This window comes from Terriglobus albidus, from assembly GCF_008000815.1.
In the GTDB taxonomy this organism is placed as follows: domain Bacteria; phylum Acidobacteriota; class Terriglobia; order Terriglobales; family Acidobacteriaceae; genus Terriglobus; species Terriglobus albidus_A.
The window spans coordinates 499684-518974 of the sequence record NZ_CP042806.1; the positions used below are offsets into that span (position 1 = coordinate 499684).

General features: G+C 58.9%; 15 protein-coding genes. 7 read left to right on the forward strand and 8 right to left on the reverse strand.

What is annotated here, in order from left to right; translation table 11 throughout:
* Nucleotides 1–14: 14 nt before the first annotated feature.
* Nucleotides 15–1151 carry a TIGR03435 family protein gene (locus FTW19_RS02045; protein ID WP_147646083.1) on the forward strand — a complete coding sequence of 379 codons (1137 nt, stop codon included), beginning with the start codon at nucleotides 15–17 and terminating at the stop codon, nucleotides 1149–1151.
* Nucleotides 1152–1157: 6 nt separating this feature from the next.
* On the forward strand, nucleotides 1158–1979 hold the full coding sequence (locus tag FTW19_RS02050) for a TIGR03435 family protein (protein WP_147646085.1): 822 nt from the start codon (nucleotides 1158–1160) through the stop codon (nucleotides 1977–1979).
* Between the two features lie 80 nt (nucleotides 1980–2059).
* Here FTW19_RS02050 and FTW19_RS02055 read toward each other — a convergent pair whose 3' ends face one another.
* The 3 genes from FTW19_RS02055 to FTW19_RS02065 all read right to left on the reverse strand — a co-directional run bounded on the left by FTW19_RS02055 (nucleotide 2060) and on the right by FTW19_RS02065 (nucleotide 5670).
* On the reverse strand, nucleotides 2060–2830 hold the full coding sequence (locus FTW19_RS02055) for a septal ring lytic transglycosylase RlpA family protein (protein ID WP_246153530.1): 771 nt from the start codon (nucleotides 2828–2830) through the stop codon (nucleotides 2060–2062).
* Entirely contained in the window at nucleotides 2827–3021 is a 195-nt protein-coding gene (locus tag FTW19_RS02060) for a hypothetical protein (protein WP_147646087.1), read from the reverse strand. Before FTW19_RS02060 ends, FTW19_RS02055 begins: the two co-directional genes overlap by 4 nt.
* 213 nt (nucleotides 3022–3234) lie before the next feature.
* Complete coding sequence (locus FTW19_RS02065) at nucleotides 3235–5670, reverse strand: LPS-assembly protein LptD (RefSeq protein WP_147646089.1); 2436 nt, start codon at nucleotides 5668–5670, stop codon at nucleotides 3235–3237.
* A 172-nt stretch (nucleotides 5671–5842) separates the two neighbouring features.
* On the opposite strand from FTW19_RS02065, the gene FTW19_RS02070 reads away from it, so the two are divergent.
* A complete protein-coding gene (locus FTW19_RS02070) occupies nucleotides 5843–7108 on the forward strand; it encodes an RDD family protein (RefSeq protein WP_147646090.1) in 1266 nt (421 codons plus the stop codon).
* A 379-nt stretch (nucleotides 7109–7487) separates the two neighbouring features.
* Here FTW19_RS02070 and bamA read toward each other — a convergent pair whose 3' ends face one another.
* The gene (bamA, locus tag FTW19_RS02075) at nucleotides 7488–10349 is read right to left on the reverse strand and encodes an outer membrane protein assembly factor BamA (RefSeq protein WP_147650427.1); all 2862 of its coding nucleotides are present in this window, start codon (nucleotides 10347–10349) and stop codon (nucleotides 7488–7490) included.
* Nucleotides 10350–10749: 400 nt separating this feature from the next.
* Nucleotides 10750–12846, reverse strand: coding sequence for a radical SAM protein (locus tag FTW19_RS02080; RefSeq protein ID WP_147646092.1), 2097 nt, complete (start codon nucleotides 12844–12846; stop codon nucleotides 10750–10752).
* 420 nt (nucleotides 12847–13266) lie between these two features.
* On the opposite strand from FTW19_RS02080, the gene FTW19_RS02085 reads away from it, so the two are divergent.
* The 4 genes from FTW19_RS02085 to FTW19_RS02100 all read left to right on the forward strand — a co-directional run bounded on the left by FTW19_RS02085 (nucleotide 13267) and on the right by FTW19_RS02100 (nucleotide 16298).
* Nucleotides 13267–13638 (forward strand): VOC family protein, encoded by a 372-nt coding sequence (locus FTW19_RS02085; RefSeq protein WP_147646094.1) that lies wholly within the window; start codon nucleotides 13267–13269, stop codon nucleotides 13636–13638.
* A gap of 46 nt (nucleotides 13639–13684) precedes the next feature.
* Nucleotides 13685–14659 (forward strand): DsbA family protein, encoded by a 975-nt coding sequence (locus tag FTW19_RS02090; RefSeq protein WP_147646095.1) that lies wholly within the window; start codon nucleotides 13685–13687, stop codon nucleotides 14657–14659.
* Between the two features lie 20 nt (nucleotides 14660–14679).
* Nucleotides 14680–15741 (forward strand): SurA N-terminal domain-containing protein, encoded by a 1062-nt coding sequence (locus FTW19_RS02095; RefSeq protein ID WP_246153532.1) that lies wholly within the window; start codon nucleotides 14680–14682, stop codon nucleotides 15739–15741.
* Nucleotides 15742–15953: 212 nt separating this feature from the next.
* Nucleotides 15954–16298, forward strand: a complete 345-nt coding sequence (locus FTW19_RS02100; protein ID WP_147646096.1) for a histidine triad nucleotide-binding protein — start codon at nucleotides 15954–15956, stop codon at nucleotides 16296–16298.
* 15 nt (nucleotides 16299–16313) lie between these two features.
* On the opposite strand, the gene FTW19_RS02105 is transcribed toward FTW19_RS02100, so the two are convergent.
* The 3 genes from FTW19_RS02105 to FTW19_RS02115 all read right to left on the reverse strand — a co-directional run bounded on the left by FTW19_RS02105 (nucleotide 16314) and on the right by FTW19_RS02115 (nucleotide 19262).
* A complete protein-coding gene (locus FTW19_RS02105; protein WP_147646097.1) occupies nucleotides 16314–17258 on the reverse strand; it encodes a VWA domain-containing protein in 945 nt (314 codons plus the stop codon).
* A 75-nt stretch (nucleotides 17259–17333) separates the two neighbouring features.
* Nucleotides 17334–18323 (reverse strand): ThuA domain-containing protein, encoded by a 990-nt coding sequence (locus FTW19_RS02110; RefSeq protein WP_246153533.1) that lies wholly within the window; start codon nucleotides 18321–18323, stop codon nucleotides 17334–17336.
* A 96-nt stretch (nucleotides 18324–18419) separates the two neighbouring features.
* Nucleotides 18420–19262, reverse strand: a complete 843-nt coding sequence (locus FTW19_RS02115) for an MIP/aquaporin family protein (protein ID WP_187143212.1) — start codon at nucleotides 19260–19262, stop codon at nucleotides 18420–18422.
* Nucleotides 19263–19291 lie beyond the last annotated feature (29 nt).

Consider the following 19291-nt stretch of genomic DNA (forward strand, 5'->3'; position numbering starts at 1 on the left):
AAGGAGAGCGGTTCATGAAGAGGCTTTTGCTGTGGCTGTGCCTGGTATTGGCTGGAACGCTGGGTCTGCAGGCACAGGCGCCTGTCGACGTGACTGGAACATGGCAGGGAACAATGCAGCCTCAGGGCGCTCCCCGCGAGATGCGCATCGTGATGAAGGTCAGCAAAGACGATGGCGTGCTGAAGGTTGCAGCATACTTGGTTGACCAGGGCGGAAATGCGTTGAACGCGAATTCGGCCGCATTGAAAGGCGATACGTTTACCTTCGAGGTAGCTGGTATGGCCGCGAAGTATGAGGCCAAGGTCGCCGCTGACGGCAAAAGCATGACGGGTACCTTCTCAATAGCCGAGCGCCCGACAGCTCTGAACCTCGCCAAGGTGAATCCTGAAGCAGCGTGGGAGATTCCCAAACCTCCACCGCCCATCAAGCCGATGGCGAAGGATTTCGACCCGACCTTCGAAGTTGCAACGGTCAAGCCGAGCAACCCCGGCGAGCAAAGAATTCTCTTTGCTCCTGGGCGGGACCGCTTCCGGACGATCGGCACCACCCTCGTGGACATGTTGAAGTTCGTCTACCAGCTACAGGACAAGCAGATGACAGGACTTCCTTCCTGGGCCGGCGAACAGAAGTGGGATGTCGATGGCAAGCCGGACGGTGAGGGCCGCCCGAGTATGGATCAGTGGCGCTCTGCGATGAAGAAGTTGCTGGTTGAACGCTTTCAGATGAAGTTCCATGAGGAAGACCGCGAAATGCCGGTGTATATCCTTGAGCTGGCAAAGAGCGGACCGAAGATGTCGAAGAACACCGGGGCTCCCGATGGGCCATCGGGGATGCTGTTTCGCGGCCCCGGTATCTTTACCGCGCAGAATGCCACCATGTTCGACTTCTCTACACTGCTGCAGTCGACACTGCTCGATCGTCCCGTTTTGGACAAAACCGGACTGGGTGAAGCTCACTATGACTTCACGCTCACCTGGCAACCGGACGCGACACAGTTTGGCGGCCGCTTTGCCAATGCGCCTGTCTTCGATCCTCCGCGGCCAGACCTCTATACCGCCCTGCAGGAACAGCTCGGTGTGAAGGCCACGCCTACCAAGGCTCCTGCCAAGGTGATGGTTTTCGAGAAGGTCGAAAAGCCGTCGGAGAACTAGTCACACATGACGACGGCAACCGAAGTACGGATGGCGATAACGAAGGTGGCTCCGGTTCTCATCCTGAGCGCCTCGTTATCTGTCGTCTCCGCACAGACACAAGGACCTCCGCAAATGGCTGCGGAGGCCCATCCGATCGCTGACATCGCCACCATCAAGATGAGCGACCCCAACGCCCACGGCTACGGCTTTCGTCTCGGCGGAGGACGCGTCCAAGCCTTCAACACCACATTGCTCGACATGATGAAGTGGGCCTATGGCATCCAAACCAGCCAGATTCAAGGTCTGCCGGAATGGGCACGTACGCAAAAGTGGGATGTCGAAGCAGCTCCCAACCTGCCCGGCATGCCCAACAAGGCCCAGGCCCAGGGCATGATGCAGGCTCTCATCGTAGAGCGATTCCATCTCGCCACACACAACGAGAAGAAGACGCTGCCGGTCTATCTTCTGGAACGCGGTAAGGCCCCGCTCAAACTTACAAAGAGCACCATCGAGAGACCCGTTCCCGGCATCGGCTTTGCGGAGCCGGGCGTCTTGATCGCCCGCAACGCCACCTCACGCGAACTGGCAAACGTCCTGCAGGAACGCCTGCTGGATCGGCCCGTCGTCGATAAGGTGCAACTCTCTGAACGTAGCGATTTCACCCTCGACTTCCAACCCGATGCGTCGCAGTACGACGGCCTCTGGGCCAGCCTTCCGCCAAGACAACCAGCCAAGCCGGACCTCTACACCGCCATCCAGGAACAGTTAGGCATGCGCCTCACGCCCGGCAAAGAAGAGGTGGATGTACTGGCTGTTGATAGGGTGGAGAAGCCATCTGAAAACTAGTTGAAGCAATTGAATAACGGGAAATTGAATGATTGAATAAGCCGAGTTATTCAATCATTCATAATCCAATCATTCAATTTTTAGTCCAGTCTCACCAGATACGCTTGCGCATTCGGCTCATTGGGGTGAATGCCATCCGCGACCTCGGTTGCGTGCGCTTTGTCCATCACTGCGGGATTGATGCGCACCCAGTGCCCTGTCGGTCCGGGGAACTCGATCACCTTGGCGGTGTGATAGCGGCGCTGCATCTGGTCTTTCAACTTCAATGAGTTCTTTTCCTCGGTAAAGGCGCCGACCTGCACGCACCACTTGCCGGAGACCGCTGCATTCGCCGTCTGCTGCAGCACATCGATCCTTACCTTCGCCACGCCTGCGCGGTAGACTCCCGTAGCCTTGGCCGCGGCCATCGATAGATCCAGCACGCGTCCCTGCACGAAAGGTCCGCGATCCGTAATCTTCACCACAGCGGACTGGTTCGTCTGCAGATTGGTCACGCGAACGACGGTACCCATGGGAAGCGTGCGATGCGCCGCCGTCATCGCGTTCTGATCATAGGGCAGGCCGTTCGCCGCATTGCGGTTGTGGTACGGCGGACCGTACCAACTCGACATACCCACCTCAGTCGAATACACCTTATCGCCGTAATCAGGCTGAGGCTCCTGCGACTGCCCGGTGCCTAGTCCCGGCACCGGGCGGACCGGCGGATAGTTCCCTGCCGAGGTGCGCGGGTCCCGGGTAACCGGTGGAGGAGACGTACGCCGCGCTACACGCACCTTCTTGTGATGACATCCGGTCAACACCAGCGCGAGCAAGACCGTAACGCCTGCGGCAATGGAGCGGCTGCGGATCAACGGCGAGGCGTCCTCTCATCCAGCTTCTGCGCCATCTGCCGAAGCTTCTCCGCCGCTTTGCGCAGCGCCTCGGCGCCTTGCATCCGCGCCTCCGGCACCACCTCGTCGTTGACGTAGTCGACGGCTTTGCGGAGTTCAGCCTCCATGTGATCTACAGCTTCGTGAATGCGATCATTCCAGTCATTCGCCATGGCGTAGCTCTCCCTTCTCTCATTAGAGAAAAGCAGCATGCCATGCGGCAATGCAGAATTGCCAGGGGAATCTCGGATGGTACCGTTCTAGTTGCCAGTTGCCAGTTAAAGAGACTATTTGGGATCCATATTCGCTACCCATCCCAAAGCAGGCAAAGAATTTCCCTTACCCATGCAGTACCTCTTCAACTTTCAACTTGTAACTTTTAACTCTTAGAAGAGCCGTTCGGCTCTTCTAAGGTTCCCCGCCGACCCGATATTCGCCAGTGAGAAGTTGAACCGGTAGATGTTGTCGTTACGTACGGTGCCCAACTCGAACTTCCGGTACTCCGCGGAGAAGCCACAGCAGTCCCAGAAGTAGCTCACCTGAAAGGCTCCGTACTGTGTCTGCCCTGCATTCAGGTCGATACCGCTGTTCACCGCCGCAGAGAATCCTTTCTTGTTCGGCGCGCCGTAGCCCAGCAGCACACGAAGCTGCGTAAAGTCCGAGATCGGCGAGGTGAGGAAGCGGCCGGGCGCATTCAACCGCGCAAACGAGAGTCCACCGAAGTACTGGCCGCTATGTTCATCGATAAAAACGTTCGATGCCGTAAACCGGTGCTGACCGAAGTCATAGTTCACGTCCCACTCCACGTCGGTCTTGTCGGAGATCCGTACCCGGAGCTCCGAAATGAGTGGTGAAAGTTCGCGTGGCTGCGTGACAAAGGCAATGCCGGAGAAGTCCAGCGTGCTCTCGAAGATATTGCGGCGCCCCTGGGAGATAGATCCGTTGAAGCTCGGATCGAAGAAGTGCTTCTGCGCCAGACGCCAGCGCACCGACTCTCCCATGCCTCCGCAGCCTGATGTCAGGCGGGTATTGCCGGCAAGCTCTTCGTCGCACACCGGCGCATCTTTCTTGTGGAAGAAGAGACGCTGCGTCACACCGTATTCGAGCTCATTGGTGTTGGTTACCACATCCACCGGATCGAAGCGCAGTGTCCGGGTATAGTTATCCACGCCGGTGACATAGCGGTAGTTCAGGAACGATTCGATCGTGTGCTTCATCTCCCGGCCGAAGATGAGGTCCTTCGCGGCAAAGGTACGCTCCAGCACCGGCGGCTTGAATTCGAAGCCCGTTTCGATGGCGGTGCGGTTCAACGTTGCACTCGCCTGCACCGGCGTTGGACCGGGAATGACCGCAGGAAGCCGGCTACGCGAATAGAACGTATCGCGTATACCGAGCGACGGCCTTGCCATCCACCCGCCGAAGTGAATCGGCGCAGAGATCTGCGGATGCAGATCCAGCCGCTCAATCACACCGTCGGTAGTGAAATTCTGTTGTGCCCGCTTCAGTCCGGTGGCCGAGGCATCGAACGACCATACCAGCGGCGAGCTTCCCAGCCGTCTCTCGATCAGATCCAGGTCGAGAGACGGCGCCCGGATAATGCGTACCTGCTGCCCGGTTACAACGTTCTTCAGGCCCTGGTAACGGTCACCGAACAACGATGCCGAAACGCCACTCTTCTGGTACGCGGCGAATGCGTGCGAGACAACGTCGGTCGAGACCGCCTGATTGAAGGTGTCGTTGAAGGCCTCGCGGTAGACATAAGAGCTCAGGTACTCCACGTTGGCCACGATGCGACTGTGCTCATCCAGATCCTTGCGGCCAGAGAGCAGGAAGTCCTGGCCTCCCTGGTTCACATACACACCGTTGCTGTCGTGGTATCCGCGGTCCAGAAGGCCGGTGTAGTGCGCCGTCAGGAAGTTGAGGCCGTTGCCCTTGTACCGGAAGGTCACGAGCTGCGAAAAGCCGCGGACCGAAAAATACTCTGAGCCAACGGTGATATCGGACGACCGCGACAGACGCACATACACCTGTTCGCCGATGATGTATCCCTTACGGCTGCCTGCCTTGCTGAAGCTGGGAATCAGGAATCCGCTCTGTCGCTCTTCCGGCGACGTGGGATGCGTAACGTACGGCAGAAACAGCACCGGCATATTCAGCAGCCGGAAGACGCTGTTGTAACCGCGTGCCTGACCGTCTTCCACGACAAAGCGTTTGGAGGCAAGCCTCCAGTCAGGATTCGGAAGCTGGCAGCTTGTGACCGTCCCGTTCAGGATCTCGTAGTTGCGCTGTCCCCGTTGAATGACCTGGCGTCCGGTAAACAGAAAGGGGTTGCTGTTTGTGTACGTGGTTCCCTTCGCGGTCGTATGCACGCCGACGGAACCTGTCACGTCGTAGAACTTGCCCGTATGCTGCTTCAGGTTGGCCTGTCCATGCGACGCGGCGATGTACTCGTCGTCGGGACCTCCGGTAATCCGGATGTGGCCATCCGAGACCGCCTCCCCTGTCTCCTGGTTGAACGACAGTTTTTCGGCGGTGACGATATAGCCGTTGTAATGAATCTCCACGTTGCCCGTCAGCGTGTAATCGTCGCCATTCCGGGTCATCTGGTCGGCTTCGACCGTCAGTTTGTGAGAGGCATCCTCGGGCTCCGTTACCAGCTGCGCGATGGGGTAATTGAGCTGCGGCGCGGGACTATCGGGCAGAGGTGCCGAAGTAGGAACCTGCTGTGCATGCAACTGCGGATAAATTCCCCCCGCCAGCGTGGTACTTAAGAAGACGCAGGCACTTCGCAGCAGGAATGTCCGGCTCCGTTTGTGCTGCATGGCTCTGGTAGGTCCGTACTCGTTCGATGGTTGCAACTGCTATGCGGAATCCGGCTCCGCGCCCCCTCGCCTCTTCATTGTATGCAGACGGGAAAGCTCGACGTTTGTTTCCTTGGACCCATTTGCCTGGAAGGCTGTCGAAGAACAGCCCGATGAGAAACGGAAGTGAATTGTGAGCACCACATCTCCCCTGGCCCTTGAACCGGTTCGTGACGATGACGCCTGGAAAGACCAGGTAGCTGCCCGGCTTGCTGCCCATCGGCAGAAGAAACAACGAGCGGACCAGCAGCAAACCCTGCCGATGGAAGGTCTTCCCGAGCCCAGACCCAGGCAGCAGCGCCGCGTCGCCGAGGCAGTGGCCAGCAGGTTCGCACAGCAACAAAGCTACCGCGATTACCTGCAGGCGGAGGCAGAAGCCGCGATGCAGAAGGCTCGCGCAGAGGCCGAGATCGCCGCACGCAATGCCGCCGCCATCGCCCAGGCCCAGCAGCAGCTGCTGGAAGAACTCGAACAGTGGAATGAACCCGAAGCGACCTCCGGCGAAGCCGGCTCTGTTGCTGCCTCTGAGGGCTCGGCGGAGATCGTGGAGATTCCGGTCCTTGAGCCGTTTACGCTCGAACCCTTGGTCAAGGAGCATGTAACCAAGGCCCCGGTGGTCAAACATCCGCCCGTTGTTCATCCGCCGGTCATCGTCGAGCCAGAACCCGAGCTTGAGCCGATGGTGGTCGAGTATGTGCCGGAGCCATCGAGCGAACCCATCGCTCCGCTCAGCGCCAACCTGATCGAGTTCCCACGGCAGCTTGTCGCCTCGAAGAAGGCCCGTCCCCGGCTGGCCGAAGGTCCGCTGCGCGAGGATGCTCCCGAGCCGCCGCAGCTTCGTATCTTCGAGGTAACCGCCGAACAGATCGCCACCACGCCCGAGCCGCCGCACGTCACGCCGGAATGGAGTGACATCCGTCTCGACGCTGCCCCGGCTGCCGCGCCGCTCCTCGAGTCCATCCCGTCCTCCGAGATCAGCTTCGCGCTGCCGCCACAGGTTGCTCCGCTGCAGCTTCGCGTGATGGCAGGCCTGGTGGACTCCATGGCCGTCCTTGGCAGCTTCGCGATCTTCACCATCGTCTTCGCACTCACGGCAAAGACCGTCGTTCTTGACCGTGGGCTGGCGCTCTGGGCCATCGGCGTGCTGCTGACGCTCTTCATCGGCTACCGCCTGCTCTTCTTCTCTCTGAGCGATCAGACGCCGGGAATGCGCTATGCCCGCATTGGCCTGTGTACCTTCTCCGATGAGAACCCCTCGCGCCGCCAGATGCGCCGCCGCCTGTTGGCCATGGCGCTCTCAATGGCTCCGTTGGGTCTGGGTTATCTGTGGGCTCTCGTCGACGAAGATCGCATGGGCTGGCACGACCGCATCTCCCGCATGTACATGCGGGCCTACTAGTTGCTGGTTGCTAGGGCGTATCGACAAATTCGATTTGAGTTTTTGGCAGGAATTTAGAGGTATTCCGAACCCACCCTAGCGTTGCGAGGGTGGGGCACCCGGGTAATATCAACGACAAGCGCTGAAGGCGCGCTCTATACCAGCCTGGGGCAACGCCCCAGGTCTACTGCCACATAGAAAACAAAGGGCTGAAGGCCCGCTCTATAACTCCGCAGTGAAAGCGAATTTGTCGATACGCCCTAGTTCCTGGTTGCTAATTGACCCCAAAAACTGAAGCCCCACTCAAGCTCTTCGCTTGATGGGGATTTTTGCTTCTCAACTAGCAACCAGCAACTAGCAACCAGCAACTGAAAAAGCCCGGCTTTCGCCGGGCTTTTTCTTAGAAGGTAGTGGAGACGCTTAAGCGGAAGGTCTTTCTCGGTTCACGAAGCTGATACGCAGCTCCGTAGAACTGGATTGCCTGCGCATAGCTGTAGAGGCCGGCGCCATTGTTTGGGAACATGCTGCGGTAGGTCGCCTGGTCCACAGCCAACTCCTGCGGCAGATCCTTGTACAGGCGCAGCGGGTTGTAGGCGTAGTAAAGACGCAGCGGAGCGTTCACGATTGGCAGAATGACCTGCAACTCCGCACCGTTCGACATGCGCGGTACGAAGTTCGTGCCCGGAACCGCCTTCAGGATCTGCGGGAAGGTGACCTTCTGTCCGCCGAAGCAGGAGCCGTTGATAATGGTGGGGCAACCGTACAGCGTGCTGTTGAAGGTCGACTGTCCCAGTACCGATTGGCGGAGCTGCGACTCGCGGACGTTGCCGTTGTAGCCAAAGTCCGTGAAGAACGCGAAGACCACCTGGTTGATGATCGGGATACGGTATTCCACGTTTCCGGTAATGCCGGTATCGGCGCCCACCGAGACCAGACGATAGACCGGCAGCGGAACATGGATCGCACCGAGGTCCTGGTTCGTGGGATCGCGCGGCACCGTGGTTCCGTCCGGATTGGTGAGGTTGAACTCCACCTTGGTCGGAATGTAGGTATAGGGCGACGAAGAGCGGACGTCAAAACCGCGAACGTCAGACTCGCCGCCACCGTAGACACGGTTGAACGGCGGAGCCACCTGGCCACCAAAGCCCTCAACGTGCGACACCTGGATACGGTAGCCGAGCACATTGTGGCCGTCGCGATCAATGCGAAGTCCCTTCATCGGGAAGAACTGACGCCAGGTCGCAACCGGCGAGAAGTACTTCACGTTACCGCCCGCGCCGGCAACCTGGATCGCGACGTTGAAGTCCTTACCGGAGTGCGGACCGACTGCACGGTCGATCGACGAGAAGGTAAAGCTAGGCGTAATAACCGAGCTGATAATGCCCGAGAGCTGGTTCGATCCCTGGATACCGGAACGGAAGGCCAGCGACTGGAACAGGTTGCGGGTATTGTCGTTGAACGTTGAAATCGTCGACCGCTGCAGCATGTACGAGATACCGATACGCGTCACACCCGAGCGATTGAAAAGCTTACGCAGCGGATAGCTGGCCGAGATCGACAGACCCGTCGATGCCTGATTGTAGTTGGTCAGCAGCGACTGTTGCGCCTGCGACAGGTTCTGCGAGATCGAGCCGCCGGCTGCGCCGTACGCCTTCGACGGGTTGTAGTCGAACTTGGACTGGAAGATCTGCAGACCGAGCGACAGCGGCTTGTTGCGGAAGTAAGGCTCCGTAAAGCCGAAGCTCAGGTTACGCGACAGATCGCCGGCATTCGCCTGCACCGAAAGCGTCTCACCCAGGCCGAGGAAGTTGTTGGTCTCATAGTTCAGACCGATAAAGCTTCCTGAAGCTCCCGAGATACCGCCGTTCAGACCGATGGAGTTCTTGCCCTTCTCCTTCAGCTTCAGCAGCAGATCCACGGTGCCGGCATCGTTATTGGTGCGCGTTTCGGAGTCCTGTTCGACCTTCAGCGCCTCAAAGTAATTCAACTGGTTCAGGCGAAGCAGTGACAGCTCCCATGCCTGGGCGTTGTAAACCGCGCCTTCTTCCAGCATCAACTCACGACGGATCACGCGGTCGCGGGTAATACTGTTGCCCGAAAACTCGATACGCGAGACCTTGAACTGCTTGCCCTCATCGATATCGATGTCCAGGAAGATGAGGTTCTTCGCTTCATCAAAGCGCGGAGTCGGCGATCCGACGAAGTTGATGTAGCCCAGCCCACCGTATGCCTTACGCAGATTCTCCAGGCCCTTACCGAAGAGGGTCGCCGAGAACCACTCGCCATCCTTCTGCGCAAACTGCGCGCGCAGAGCCTTCATATTAGTGATGGCTTTGTTGCCGGTAAAGGTGATGCCACCCAGGCGATAACGCTTACCCTCTTCCACCGGCATCAGAATGTCGATGCGCTTACCCTTCGACGGACGCAGTGTGAAGATATTGATGCCGCCGGCGTCGCGTACGCGGGTCTTGGGCTCCGAGGTGAGTGCCTTGAAGTAGCCGCGGTCACGGTAGGCCATCTGCACGCGCTGCGCGTCCTCGTCGAGCTTGGATGCGTCGAAGGTGCGGGCAAAGATGTTTTCCAGGATGATCGACTTAGGAATACCGATCGGCCGCAGGTTCCGCATCGCCTGACGCAGCGTCCGCGAGCCCACGTTGTCGTTGCCGACAAAGTCGATATGCCCCACCTTCACGGTCGGGCCTTCCTTCACCTCAAAGGTGAGGGAGACGCGTGCCGGAGGCAGGTTCTTCACCACCGTGCGGATGGTAGCGAACTGGTGGCCATGCTCGGCCAGAAGCTCCTTCAGCACAACCTCGGCGCGCTTTACCTTGGTGGGGTCATACTGGCTCTCCACCGTCAGGCCGACCTTGGCCTTCTTGAAGCGCTCCAGGATGTCCGAGGTGGTGACCGCATTCACACCCTTGTAATTGATGTCGTTGACCGTGGGCTTTTCGCGCACGTACCAGATCATCTGGGTGCAGTTCGGCTTGTCCTGCTTCTCGGCACGGAGATCTTCGAAGTAGCCCGTGTTCCACAACGAGTTATAGTCGCGCTCGATCATCGACTCGTCGTAGATATCGCCCTCATGCGAGAAGAGGCGGGCCAGAACGGATTCTTTCGGAATGCGGCGATTGCCGATCACCTGGATCGAGCAAAGCGCCCTGGGATTGCCTTGTGCTACCGGTCCGGTGGTAAAGGTCGAACCAGCATTTTGTGCAGCGGCAGAGCCGGCGGCAACAGCGCCCAGGCCCAACAGCAACATACCCGCGCGAACACGGCTGCCAAAGGCAATCGCGCGGTTCCGGCCAGAGTGCGAACGCACATCCGTGAAAGCTTGATTCAGAAACTTAGCGGAAAAGATACGCGCGTCCTCACTGCTCGGAAAATACCTCCCCAAATCCATGTAGGGGAAAGCTTCATTATATGGGACGGGCGCTCCCTTCTGAAGAGAGCGGAACCTGTTTCAGAAGCAGAGAACAAATGTAGCTGCACCACATCTGGTGCGACCCCCTGTTTCCCCTCACCACAAGGCACACTTATCCCGCAGACGGAGTGATGGACGGGTAATAGCGACCCTCTGATTACAGCCAAAACAAAGGCCGCTCGTGAGAGCGGCCTTTGTACTTTTGCGCCGAAGGCGCCCTACGCCTGGACGGCTAGTCCTAGTCCCCGGCGACGGTCTCTTCGTCCTGCACCTTTGCCGGAGCGGCGGGCTTGATCTCACCCAGGGAGATGAAGCCGGGCTGCTCCTGCTCCTTGAGAATCTCCTTGCGGTAGAGCTTGGCCATCTGCGCGTTGACTGCATCCTGCTTCAGCTTGGCGTCGCGGGCGCGGATCTTCTCTTCGCGGGCGTTCTTGGCGATACCGGACTTCTCGAAGGTGTCGTTCGCGGCGGAGTCGACGTGAGCCTGGTTCAGAACCAGATCGTACTTGTCCTGACGCTCCAGGCCGACCTTCTTACCACCGGCGAAGATCTCGTGACGGCCATGCTCCTCATACCACTTGGTGAGGGTGGAGGTCATGTGCATCTTCTCGATGATGTTGCGCCAGCCGATACCAGTGTTGTACGCGCAGAAGGAGATCTCGCCTTCCTGGGTGGCGTACGGGATGATGCACTGCTCGGTGCGGCGGAAGTCGTAGTTGAACAGGTCCTGGAACCACATGCCGGCGATGAACAGGAAGTTCCAGCGGTCGGCGCGGCGCTTCTCGATGTCGGCCATGGTGCGATCGCCGGTCACCTTGCCGTAGTTGCGGCCGGTGGCGCCGAAGCACTTGTCGAACTTCTGCAGCAGGTCAAGGATGCGGAAGTGCGTGGGCGACTTGGTGGGATCGTAGTTGCGCAGCAGCGCAAGCGAAACACCCACGATCGAGAGGAACTTGCCGCGGGCGGCGTCGTTCACCTTCGCAACGTCCTTGGCAAGCTGTACGGCATCCAGGAACTGGGTGACCGGAACAGCCTCCTTGGTCTCCTTGTCGATCATCAGCGCCATACCGATACCGCAGTTCGGGTGGCAGCCGCAGGAGAGCTGGCCCCACTCGTGATCCGGTCCGTGCACCAGGTCGGCCCAGTCCGAGAAGGTCGACATGAAGCTGATCGGGAACCAGTCACGGGTGCTCTCACCCAGACCGGTCTGGTTGCGGATGTCGTGCGCGAGGTGGCTCAGGGTGTAGCGCTGTGCGTGACGGCGCTCGTCGGAGACCTCTTCGTCACGGCCGGTGAACGAAACCGGCTGGAACGACAGGAAGTTGATCTTCTTCGGGTTATCCAGGGCGAACTGGATGATGCGGCCAACCTGCTCGTTGTTGATACCGTTGACGATGGTCGTTACGGGAACGATGTCCACGCCGGCCTCGTGCAGGTTATGGATGGCCTGGAGCTTTACGTCGAACGCATTGCCGACCTTGCGGTGCGAGTTGGCGGCGTTGCCGATACCGTCGAACTGCAGGTAGGCATAACGCAGACCAGCCTCGGCGGCAGCCTTGGCGAACTCCTTGGACTTGGCGAACTCGATGCCGTTGGTCGCAGCCTGCACCGAGTTGTAGCCGACCTTACGGGCATAGGCGACAGCGTCCAGGAAGTAGGGCGACAGCGTCGGCTCACCACCGGAGAACTGCACCGACATCTGGCGGCGCGGCTTAATGGTAATGGCGTTGTCCAGCATGGTCTTAATCTCGTCCCACGTCAGTTCGTGAACGAAGCCCACCTGGTTGGCGTCCATGAAGCAGGGGTCGCACATCATGTTGCAGCGGTTGGTCAGGTCGATGGTCAGAACCGAACCGCGGCCGTGCGTCACGGTCGAGGTGCCGTGGTTGTGCAGCTTGGCGTCATTGTGGGCGCGGATGTCGCGGCCCGGGAAGACGTCCTCAAGGTGCTTCATCATGGCCGGGTCGATGGACATGACGTCCTCAAAGTGGCCGTGCTTCGGACAATCCTTCACCATCAGGATCTTGCCGTCGCGCTCGATGATCTGAGCCTTGATCTCGCCGACCTTCTCGTTCAGCAGGATCTCGTGGGGCAGCTTGCCGTCGAGGATCTGCTGGCGGATCTCAGGAACGCACTTCGGGCAGAGAGAATCGGTCGTACGAGGCCAGCCAAGGGGGGGCTTCTCCTTCTGGTAGCTCTTCAGCAGCGGCTTGTCGCTCCACTTCGGTGTGAACGATGCGTTAGGGCTGATGCTGTTCAGCTTGTCAAAGATTGCCCACGCGCCTTTGGCCGCGTAAGTGATTGTCTTTTCTGCCAGTTTCGTGGCTCTTGCCATTTCGCTCCCTCTCGGATTGGGTCGGTTTGGTCTTGGTAAAACAGCGTTGGATGAGGCGTTTCCTCTATCCAGACGCGAATTCCTTGAGTCTAGACGCAACGCGCATCCCGCGCGAGTGCGTTGGCTGGTTCCGCTTCGGGCCTAGGCCCTTTCCAATAAGCGGTTTACAGCACGATCAGCCTACGTCCTGTGGAACCGAAAGCATAGGTTTCTGCCCCGAACGGCAGAATCGTGCAGCGAACGGGGAAATGGAGGGGCGAAACGGGATGGAATTTTCGGGTCGGGCCTTCAGCTCTCTGCTTTCTAGGCACCGGCACCAGGGGCGTTGCTCCAGGCTATATATAGAGGGCCGCTCCCGTCTTCGCTAAAAATTCAAGATTGTCTGCACCAAGGGCGGTGATCGGTGAGCGATGCTTATTCATGGAAAATCCCGCTCACTCCCTTACTGCAATCCTGCCCTGCAATGACCTGGACGCCTCCGAGGCCTTCTATGCGCGCCTTGGGTTCAGCGATCCTGATCGTGGCTATGACGATTACCGCATTCTTTCGGACGGCAAGGGCGGACGCCTGCATCTGACCCGGGCGGTGGAGGGGTGGTTGATTCCTAACCAGAGTCCTTTTGGACTTTACTTCTATACGCCGGAGGTGGACGCCTATGCGGCCCGTTTTGCCGGAGAGATTCTGGGCAAGAGCGGCGGCCCCGAGGAGAAGCCCTGGGGGACGTATGAGTTCGCGCTGTCGGACCCGGACGGGCATCTGGTGCGTATTGGCTGGCCGCTGCGGCTGCGTTGACGCCGGGCGCTTCGGGCGTGCGTCCAATACACTGATACCTACGTTTATGAACCATCTCCGTCTCCTCTCCAGCTTCGTTCTGCTCGCCGGCGCTCTTGGCTGTCACGCGCAGAAGCTCTCGCCCGCCGACGCCCGCCGCGTCGAAGTGCTGATCCGCAATAAGTTCAACGTCCCCGCCTACTACGACGTCACCATCGGGGAACGCAGGAAGTCGGAGATGCCGGGTTTCGATACCGTGACGGTCACCTTCACCAATCTCGAGGCGGAACAGAATGCTGCCGCCACCAAAAACTTCGACTTCCTGCTCTCGCAGGACGGCAAGACATTTGCTCAGCTCAACCGCTATGACATCCCGCAGGACCCTGGCGCCGGAATCAGCGACGGCAACCGACCCTCGCGCGGCGGCCCAGCATCGGCCCCGGTCCACATCGTGATCTACGACGACCTGCAGTGCCCCTTCTGCGCCCGCATGCATGCGCAGCTGTTCCCCGCCATCCTGGAGCGCTACGGCGACAAGGTGCACATCGTCTATAAGGACTTCCCTCTGGGCCAACATCCCTGGGCCGTACACGCTGCCGTCGACGCCAACTGCCTGGCCGAGCAGTCCGCGCCCGGCTACTGGTCATTGGTTGATAACGTCCACGCGCACTACGCCGACGTTCCGCCGCTCAAGCCCTCTGCCGACAAGGACGCCAAACCTGCGGATGCGGTAAAGCCGGCAACCGACCTTCTCGACAAGTGGACCCGTGACGAGGCCGTGAAGGAGAAGGTCAACCTTGAGAAGCTGAATGCCTGCATCGCGAAACAGGACGACTCTGCCGTGACCGCCTCTATTAAGGAGGGAGACTCCCTCGGAGTCGACGCTACACCGCAACTATTCATCAACGGAGAACGTCTTGCCGGCGCGCTTCCTCTCAAATATGTCTATAAAATGATCGATGGCGCGCTACTGGCTGCGGGAGTCACTCCCCCTCCGGCGCCTGCCGATCCGCCCGCCGCGCAGAAGCCGGCCGGCAACTAAGCTGGAGATCAAGGTCTAACGTGCCACGTCTTACCACGCAACATACGCTCGCCGGAATGCTTCTGCTCACGTTCGTCGCTGTTGGCTGCAATCGTCAGCCGGCGGCCGATGTCGTCGCCACCGTCAACGGCAAACCGATCGCGAAGGCTGAGCTGGAGAAGTATTACAAGGGCCAGCTCGGCGACTCGCAGCAGACGCCCTCGCAGGAACAGGCCGACTCCATGCGCCTGAACGTTCTCCGCGGCCTGATCGACGAGGAGATCTTTCAGCAGCGCGCGGCCAAGATGAACCTGACCGCCACCAATGAAGAGGTGGATGCGAAAGTTGCCGAGATGAAGGCGCCGGTCAGCGAAGAGCAATTCAATCAGCACCTCAAGGATTCCGGCCTGACACTGGATGACCTGAAGCGCGATGTCCGCCGCTCCCTCACCTCCGAGAAGCTGCTGAATAAAGAGATCAACTCGCGCATTACCGTCTCCGACGGCGATGTCTCCAGCTACTACAACCTGCACAAGGCCGAGTTCAACCTGGTGGAGACCAACTATCACCTGGCGCAGATCATCGTGACTTCGCAGCCCGCCCAGCAGCCGCAGCAGGTCTCGAACCTGCAGGCCAGCAAGGCCGCTAACGATACTGAGGCCAAGAAGAAGATCCAGGCCCTGAAGAACCGCCTCGACTCCGGCGAGGACTTCGGTACATTGGCGATGAACTTTTCCGAAAGCCCACAGACAGCACCGAATGGCGGCGACATGGGCTTCTTCACCGAGTCGCAGCTCCGTTCTGACGTTGACCTCTTCAGCGCCATCTCGAAGTTGACGCCCGGCAAGGTAACCGACATCATCCCGGTCCCCGAAGGTCCTGGATCGAAGCGCGTGATCGGCTACGCCATCTTCAAGCTGGTCTCCCGCGAACCCGCCGGCCAGCGCAACCTGAACGATCCTGCCGTCCAGCAGGCCATCCGGCAGCAGTTGAAAGACGGCCGCTCCCAGCTCCTGAAGAATGCGTACTTCGAGATGCTGCGCGACGAAGCCAAGGTAAGAAACTACTTCGCCGAACAGGTCTTCAAGAACGAATCGAAGTAAACGAAAGTAAAAGCAGCGAATAAGGCCCGGCCCAATGGCCGGGCTTTTTCACGTTCTGCTACGGCCACAAATGTGGTGCCCGGTTCAGGTGGGGCAACGCTCTCGACGGCACCCATGCTGTACCTCTTCAACTTTTAACTTTCAACTTTTAACAGTTGGCCACGAAATCAGGCCCAAAGTCCTCTCCGCGCGAGCCCATTACAATCTCATGCATGGCTTCCGATTGTCTTTTCTGCAAAATCGTCGCCGGCGAGATTCCCGCCAAGAAGGTCTACGAAGACGGGAACCTTCTCGCCTTCCACGACATCGACCCCAAGGCGCCCACGCACGTCCTTCTGCTCCCGCGCCGCCATATCAACTCACTCGCAGCCATTTGCAGTGAAGATGCGGGAACCATGGCGGAGTTGATCTGCGCCGCACCTGCCATCGCCGCACAGCTCGGCCTTACAAATGGCTTCCGTACCGTCATCAACACCGGCCCCGATGGCGGCCAGACCGTCGGCCATCTGCACCTGCACATCCTCGGCGGCCGCGCCATGCGCTGGCCCCCAGGCTAAGGACGAATTGTCTTTTCAGCGGATAACATACGGTTGATCTCTCTGAAAGACCTGGGAGAAGTATCCTTTGCGTGTTCGTACGTGATATCGGTGATTGATCGCTTCCAGATGGATCGTACGAAACCGGCCGTCTCCTTCAAGATTGGCCGGGACATACTCGAGCGAGTACTGGCTCTCCAGCTCTTCTTTAATTTCAGTGAATGCATGGGCAATCTCTCGAGGTCTGGTGGGAAAGAAGGGCCTTCCGCCAGTCTCCGTCGAGATCGTGCGCAGTACTTCGTCTCCTGCCTCGCCGCTCGCGTCGACGCGCGCACGGATGCTATACACCGTCGTTTCAGCACGCTGGCACATCTGGATGGCGTCGCTCATCGGGTTCTTGCTTCCATGGTCGTTGCCGTCTGAAACGAGGACGATGGCATGGCGATACAGGCGAGGCCGATTGAGCATGCGCTCTCGGCAGTTCTCATAGAGAACATCAAACAAACCAGAATTACCTGTAGGAATATTGTGGATGTGGTTCAGAAGCGAATCCATGTTGCGGGTAAAGCCGTCGTCTTCGGATAGGGGGAGATTTAAACCGGCGACGAACGCTCCATCCAGCCGTTTGAGAGTATCTCCGAAAAAAGCGGCGGCAGCCTTCTCTTCTACTCCTCGAGCCTGTGGTGAAAGACTTGATGCTTCCACCACGAGGCCGAGGTAAAGAGGGAAATTAGTGTGGCGCGTAAAGCGGATGAGCCGTTCCGGACGTTTGCCCTGATCCGTAAATACGAAATCTTGCGGCTGCAGGTTCGCGACAACTTTGTCTTTGTCATCGGTAACGGTAAAAAATACGACCGTCTCGCGAGAGGGATTTCCGAGCATAGGCAGCTCGATCCCAGGCGGATCCGCAGGCTCCTGGCCACGCAACAAACGGGCACTACACAATAGCAAAGCGACCGAGATGGCCCGAAGAGTCTGCATACAACAGATGATCGACACACTCAGATCATGGTGTGCTGTTTAGACGCGGGAATCGAGATGGCGATATGGCCAGTTTTACTTCGCTACGCTTGGGCGGTCATCCGCCTCCAGGTCTCCCAGCGCATACTGGATTCCCGCCAGCATATGTTGCAGATAGGCCGGCATGGCGTACACATGCTCATTGTGGCCCAGTGCCTCATAGAACACGCGGCCTTTCCCCTCGCGCCGAATCCAGCTCAACGCATAATCCCCATCCGTACGCTTCGTTGCCGCCGGCTCCTTCGCCTTATCCGCATCGCTCATTTTGGTGTAGTCGATGCTGGTCAGCACGTGCACGTTCTTCCGCGAAAACGAGTCCTGTGCATAGGTATAGATCTCGTCGTGGATAGCGAACTCTTTGCCGTGGAACATCGCCGTCAGCGGACTTTTCGGATCGTCAATCTTCACCGTCACCATCTGTGGATACAGCCAGTGGAACTTGAAGAATCCGCCAATCGCCTTATTCCACTCCGGCCATGTCCCGATCAGTTTCGCCGGAGCACCGGCCTCTCCCTCTGCATGGCCGTGATACGAGTCCGACGCGGCATGCACGCCGACAATTCCCTTCCCGCTACGCACAAAATCCAGCAACGCCTTGCGGCGGGCCTCTGTCACTGCAGGGTCTTTCTTGTCATCAAGGAATGCGCCGGTTGTCTGGTCCAGGAAGATGCAGTCGAAGTACGCCAGGTTCTCAGACGTGATGTCGACCGGGTTGTAGGTGATGGTCGTGGTCCATGCACCGGTCTTCTTGCCCATCTCCTCCACCATGCGTGCCGCCAGCGGAATGGAAGAGTGCACCCAGCCGTCGGCATAGGCATAGACAAGAATGCGCCGTGGTTTCTTCGGCGGCACGATGGCATGGTCCGGCAGCGCATCCAGCACCGCCACCACGTCACCGGAGTTCGGTGTCTCAAGCTGCCGTCCATCAGCGATCGCCTGCGGCCGGTCACCTGAAAGAGGCTTTGCCGGCTGCGGAGTTTTGAGCCCGCGGTCTGTTTGCGGCGTAACCGTCTGTGCGTGCAACATGCAGGGTATTGCGAGCAATAAACCCGCTCCAGCGATTCTCCAATTCATTAGAAAGAGCCACCTTTGCTCGGAACCCAATCTACCATCAGTTCGGCGTCATCCTCCGCTCTCGCTATCTTCACCATGCAGTTCCAAAAAGCTGCAGCGGAACGGACACGTCGACCGGGTGTCATGAAAGACCTTGGCGCAGTAGACGTGGTCCCTTCCCATCCATCTGGCATACAACGCCGCCGCGCTTAACGCACCACCCACCGGGGCTACGAGATAAATCCACAATCCATGCCAGATCCACGCGAAAACTGCCGATGCAAACGACCGTGCCGGGTTCACGCTGAACCCCGAGAGTGACGCGCAGAAGCCGTAGTAGAAGATCGTCAGCAAACCCACCGCGAATGGAGCGTACCGAACCAAGGTCTTATGATTCGCCGTGAAGAGAACGATGCTCATCAACAGTGCCGACAAGCTCCACTCCGCAAGAAAGGCAATGACCTCGCCTTCGCTTCCCGGCGTTGTCACTGCATAACAGACGGGTGGGTACGCAAGCCGATCACCCAGCACGCTACGTGCCAGCCACATCCCTGATACCGCACCGAGAAACTGGCATACCACATAGAAAGCGGCGTCCCAGCGGTGCACACGGCGCAGATAGGAATACGCCAGGGTCACCGCCGGATTGAGATGCGCACCTGTTCGCCGGCCGAACCGGGAACGGATCAGCAAGATGGTCGCCACGGAAACGCCCGCACCCATCGCAAACGGTCGCATGGCCTGTGGCAATTGGAATGCAGCTCCGCTATAGAGCAGCGCTGCAAACAGTCCAATGCAGAACAGCAGTACTCCGGTCTGCGTTGCCTCCATCAAGTATTCCCGCCAGTGAGTTCTCCATGCCTCCGCGATCGATGCGTCAGGCGGCAGCGCCGTAACCTGAAAGCGTGGCAACTGTTGCGAATCCATGACAGGACAGCAGA

Coding starts and splice junctions, on each gene's coding strand:
- FTW19_RS02045 (WP_147646083.1), top strand. CDS start 15: ATGAAGAGGCTTTTGCTGTGGCTGTGCCTGGTATTGGCTGGAACGCTG.
- FTW19_RS02050 (WP_147646085.1), top strand. CDS start 1,158: ATGACGACGGCAACCGAAGTACGGATGGCGATAACGAAGGTGGCTCCG.
- FTW19_RS02060 (WP_147646087.1), bottom strand. CDS start 3,021: ATGGCGAATGACTGGAATGATCGCATTCACGAAGCTGTAGATCACATG.
- FTW19_RS02065 (WP_147646089.1), bottom strand. CDS start 5,670: ATGCAGCACAAACGGAGCCGGACATTCCTGCTGCGAAGTGCCTGCGTC.
- bamA (WP_147650427.1), bottom strand. CDS start 10,349: ATGTTGCTGTTGGGCCTGGGCGCTGTTGCCGCCGGCTCTGCCGCTGCA.
- FTW19_RS02080 (WP_147646092.1), bottom strand. CDS start 12,846: ATGGCAAGAGCCACGAAACTGGCAGAAAAGACAATCACTTACGCGGCC.
- FTW19_RS02085 (WP_147646094.1), top strand. CDS start 13,267: ATGGAAAATCCCGCTCACTCCCTTACTGCAATCCTGCCCTGCAATGAC.
- FTW19_RS02090 (WP_147646095.1), top strand. CDS start 13,685: ATGAACCATCTCCGTCTCCTCTCCAGCTTCGTTCTGCTCGCCGGCGCT.
- FTW19_RS02100 (WP_147646096.1), top strand. CDS start 15,954: ATGGCTTCCGATTGTCTTTTCTGCAAAATCGTCGCCGGCGAGATTCCC.
- FTW19_RS02105 (WP_147646097.1), bottom strand. CDS start 17,258: ATGCAGACTCTTCGGGCCATCTCGGTCGCTTTGCTATTGTGTAGTGCC.
- FTW19_RS02110 (WP_246153533.1), bottom strand. CDS start 18,323: ATGTTGCACGCACAGACGGTTACGCCGCAAACAGACCGCGGGCTCAAA.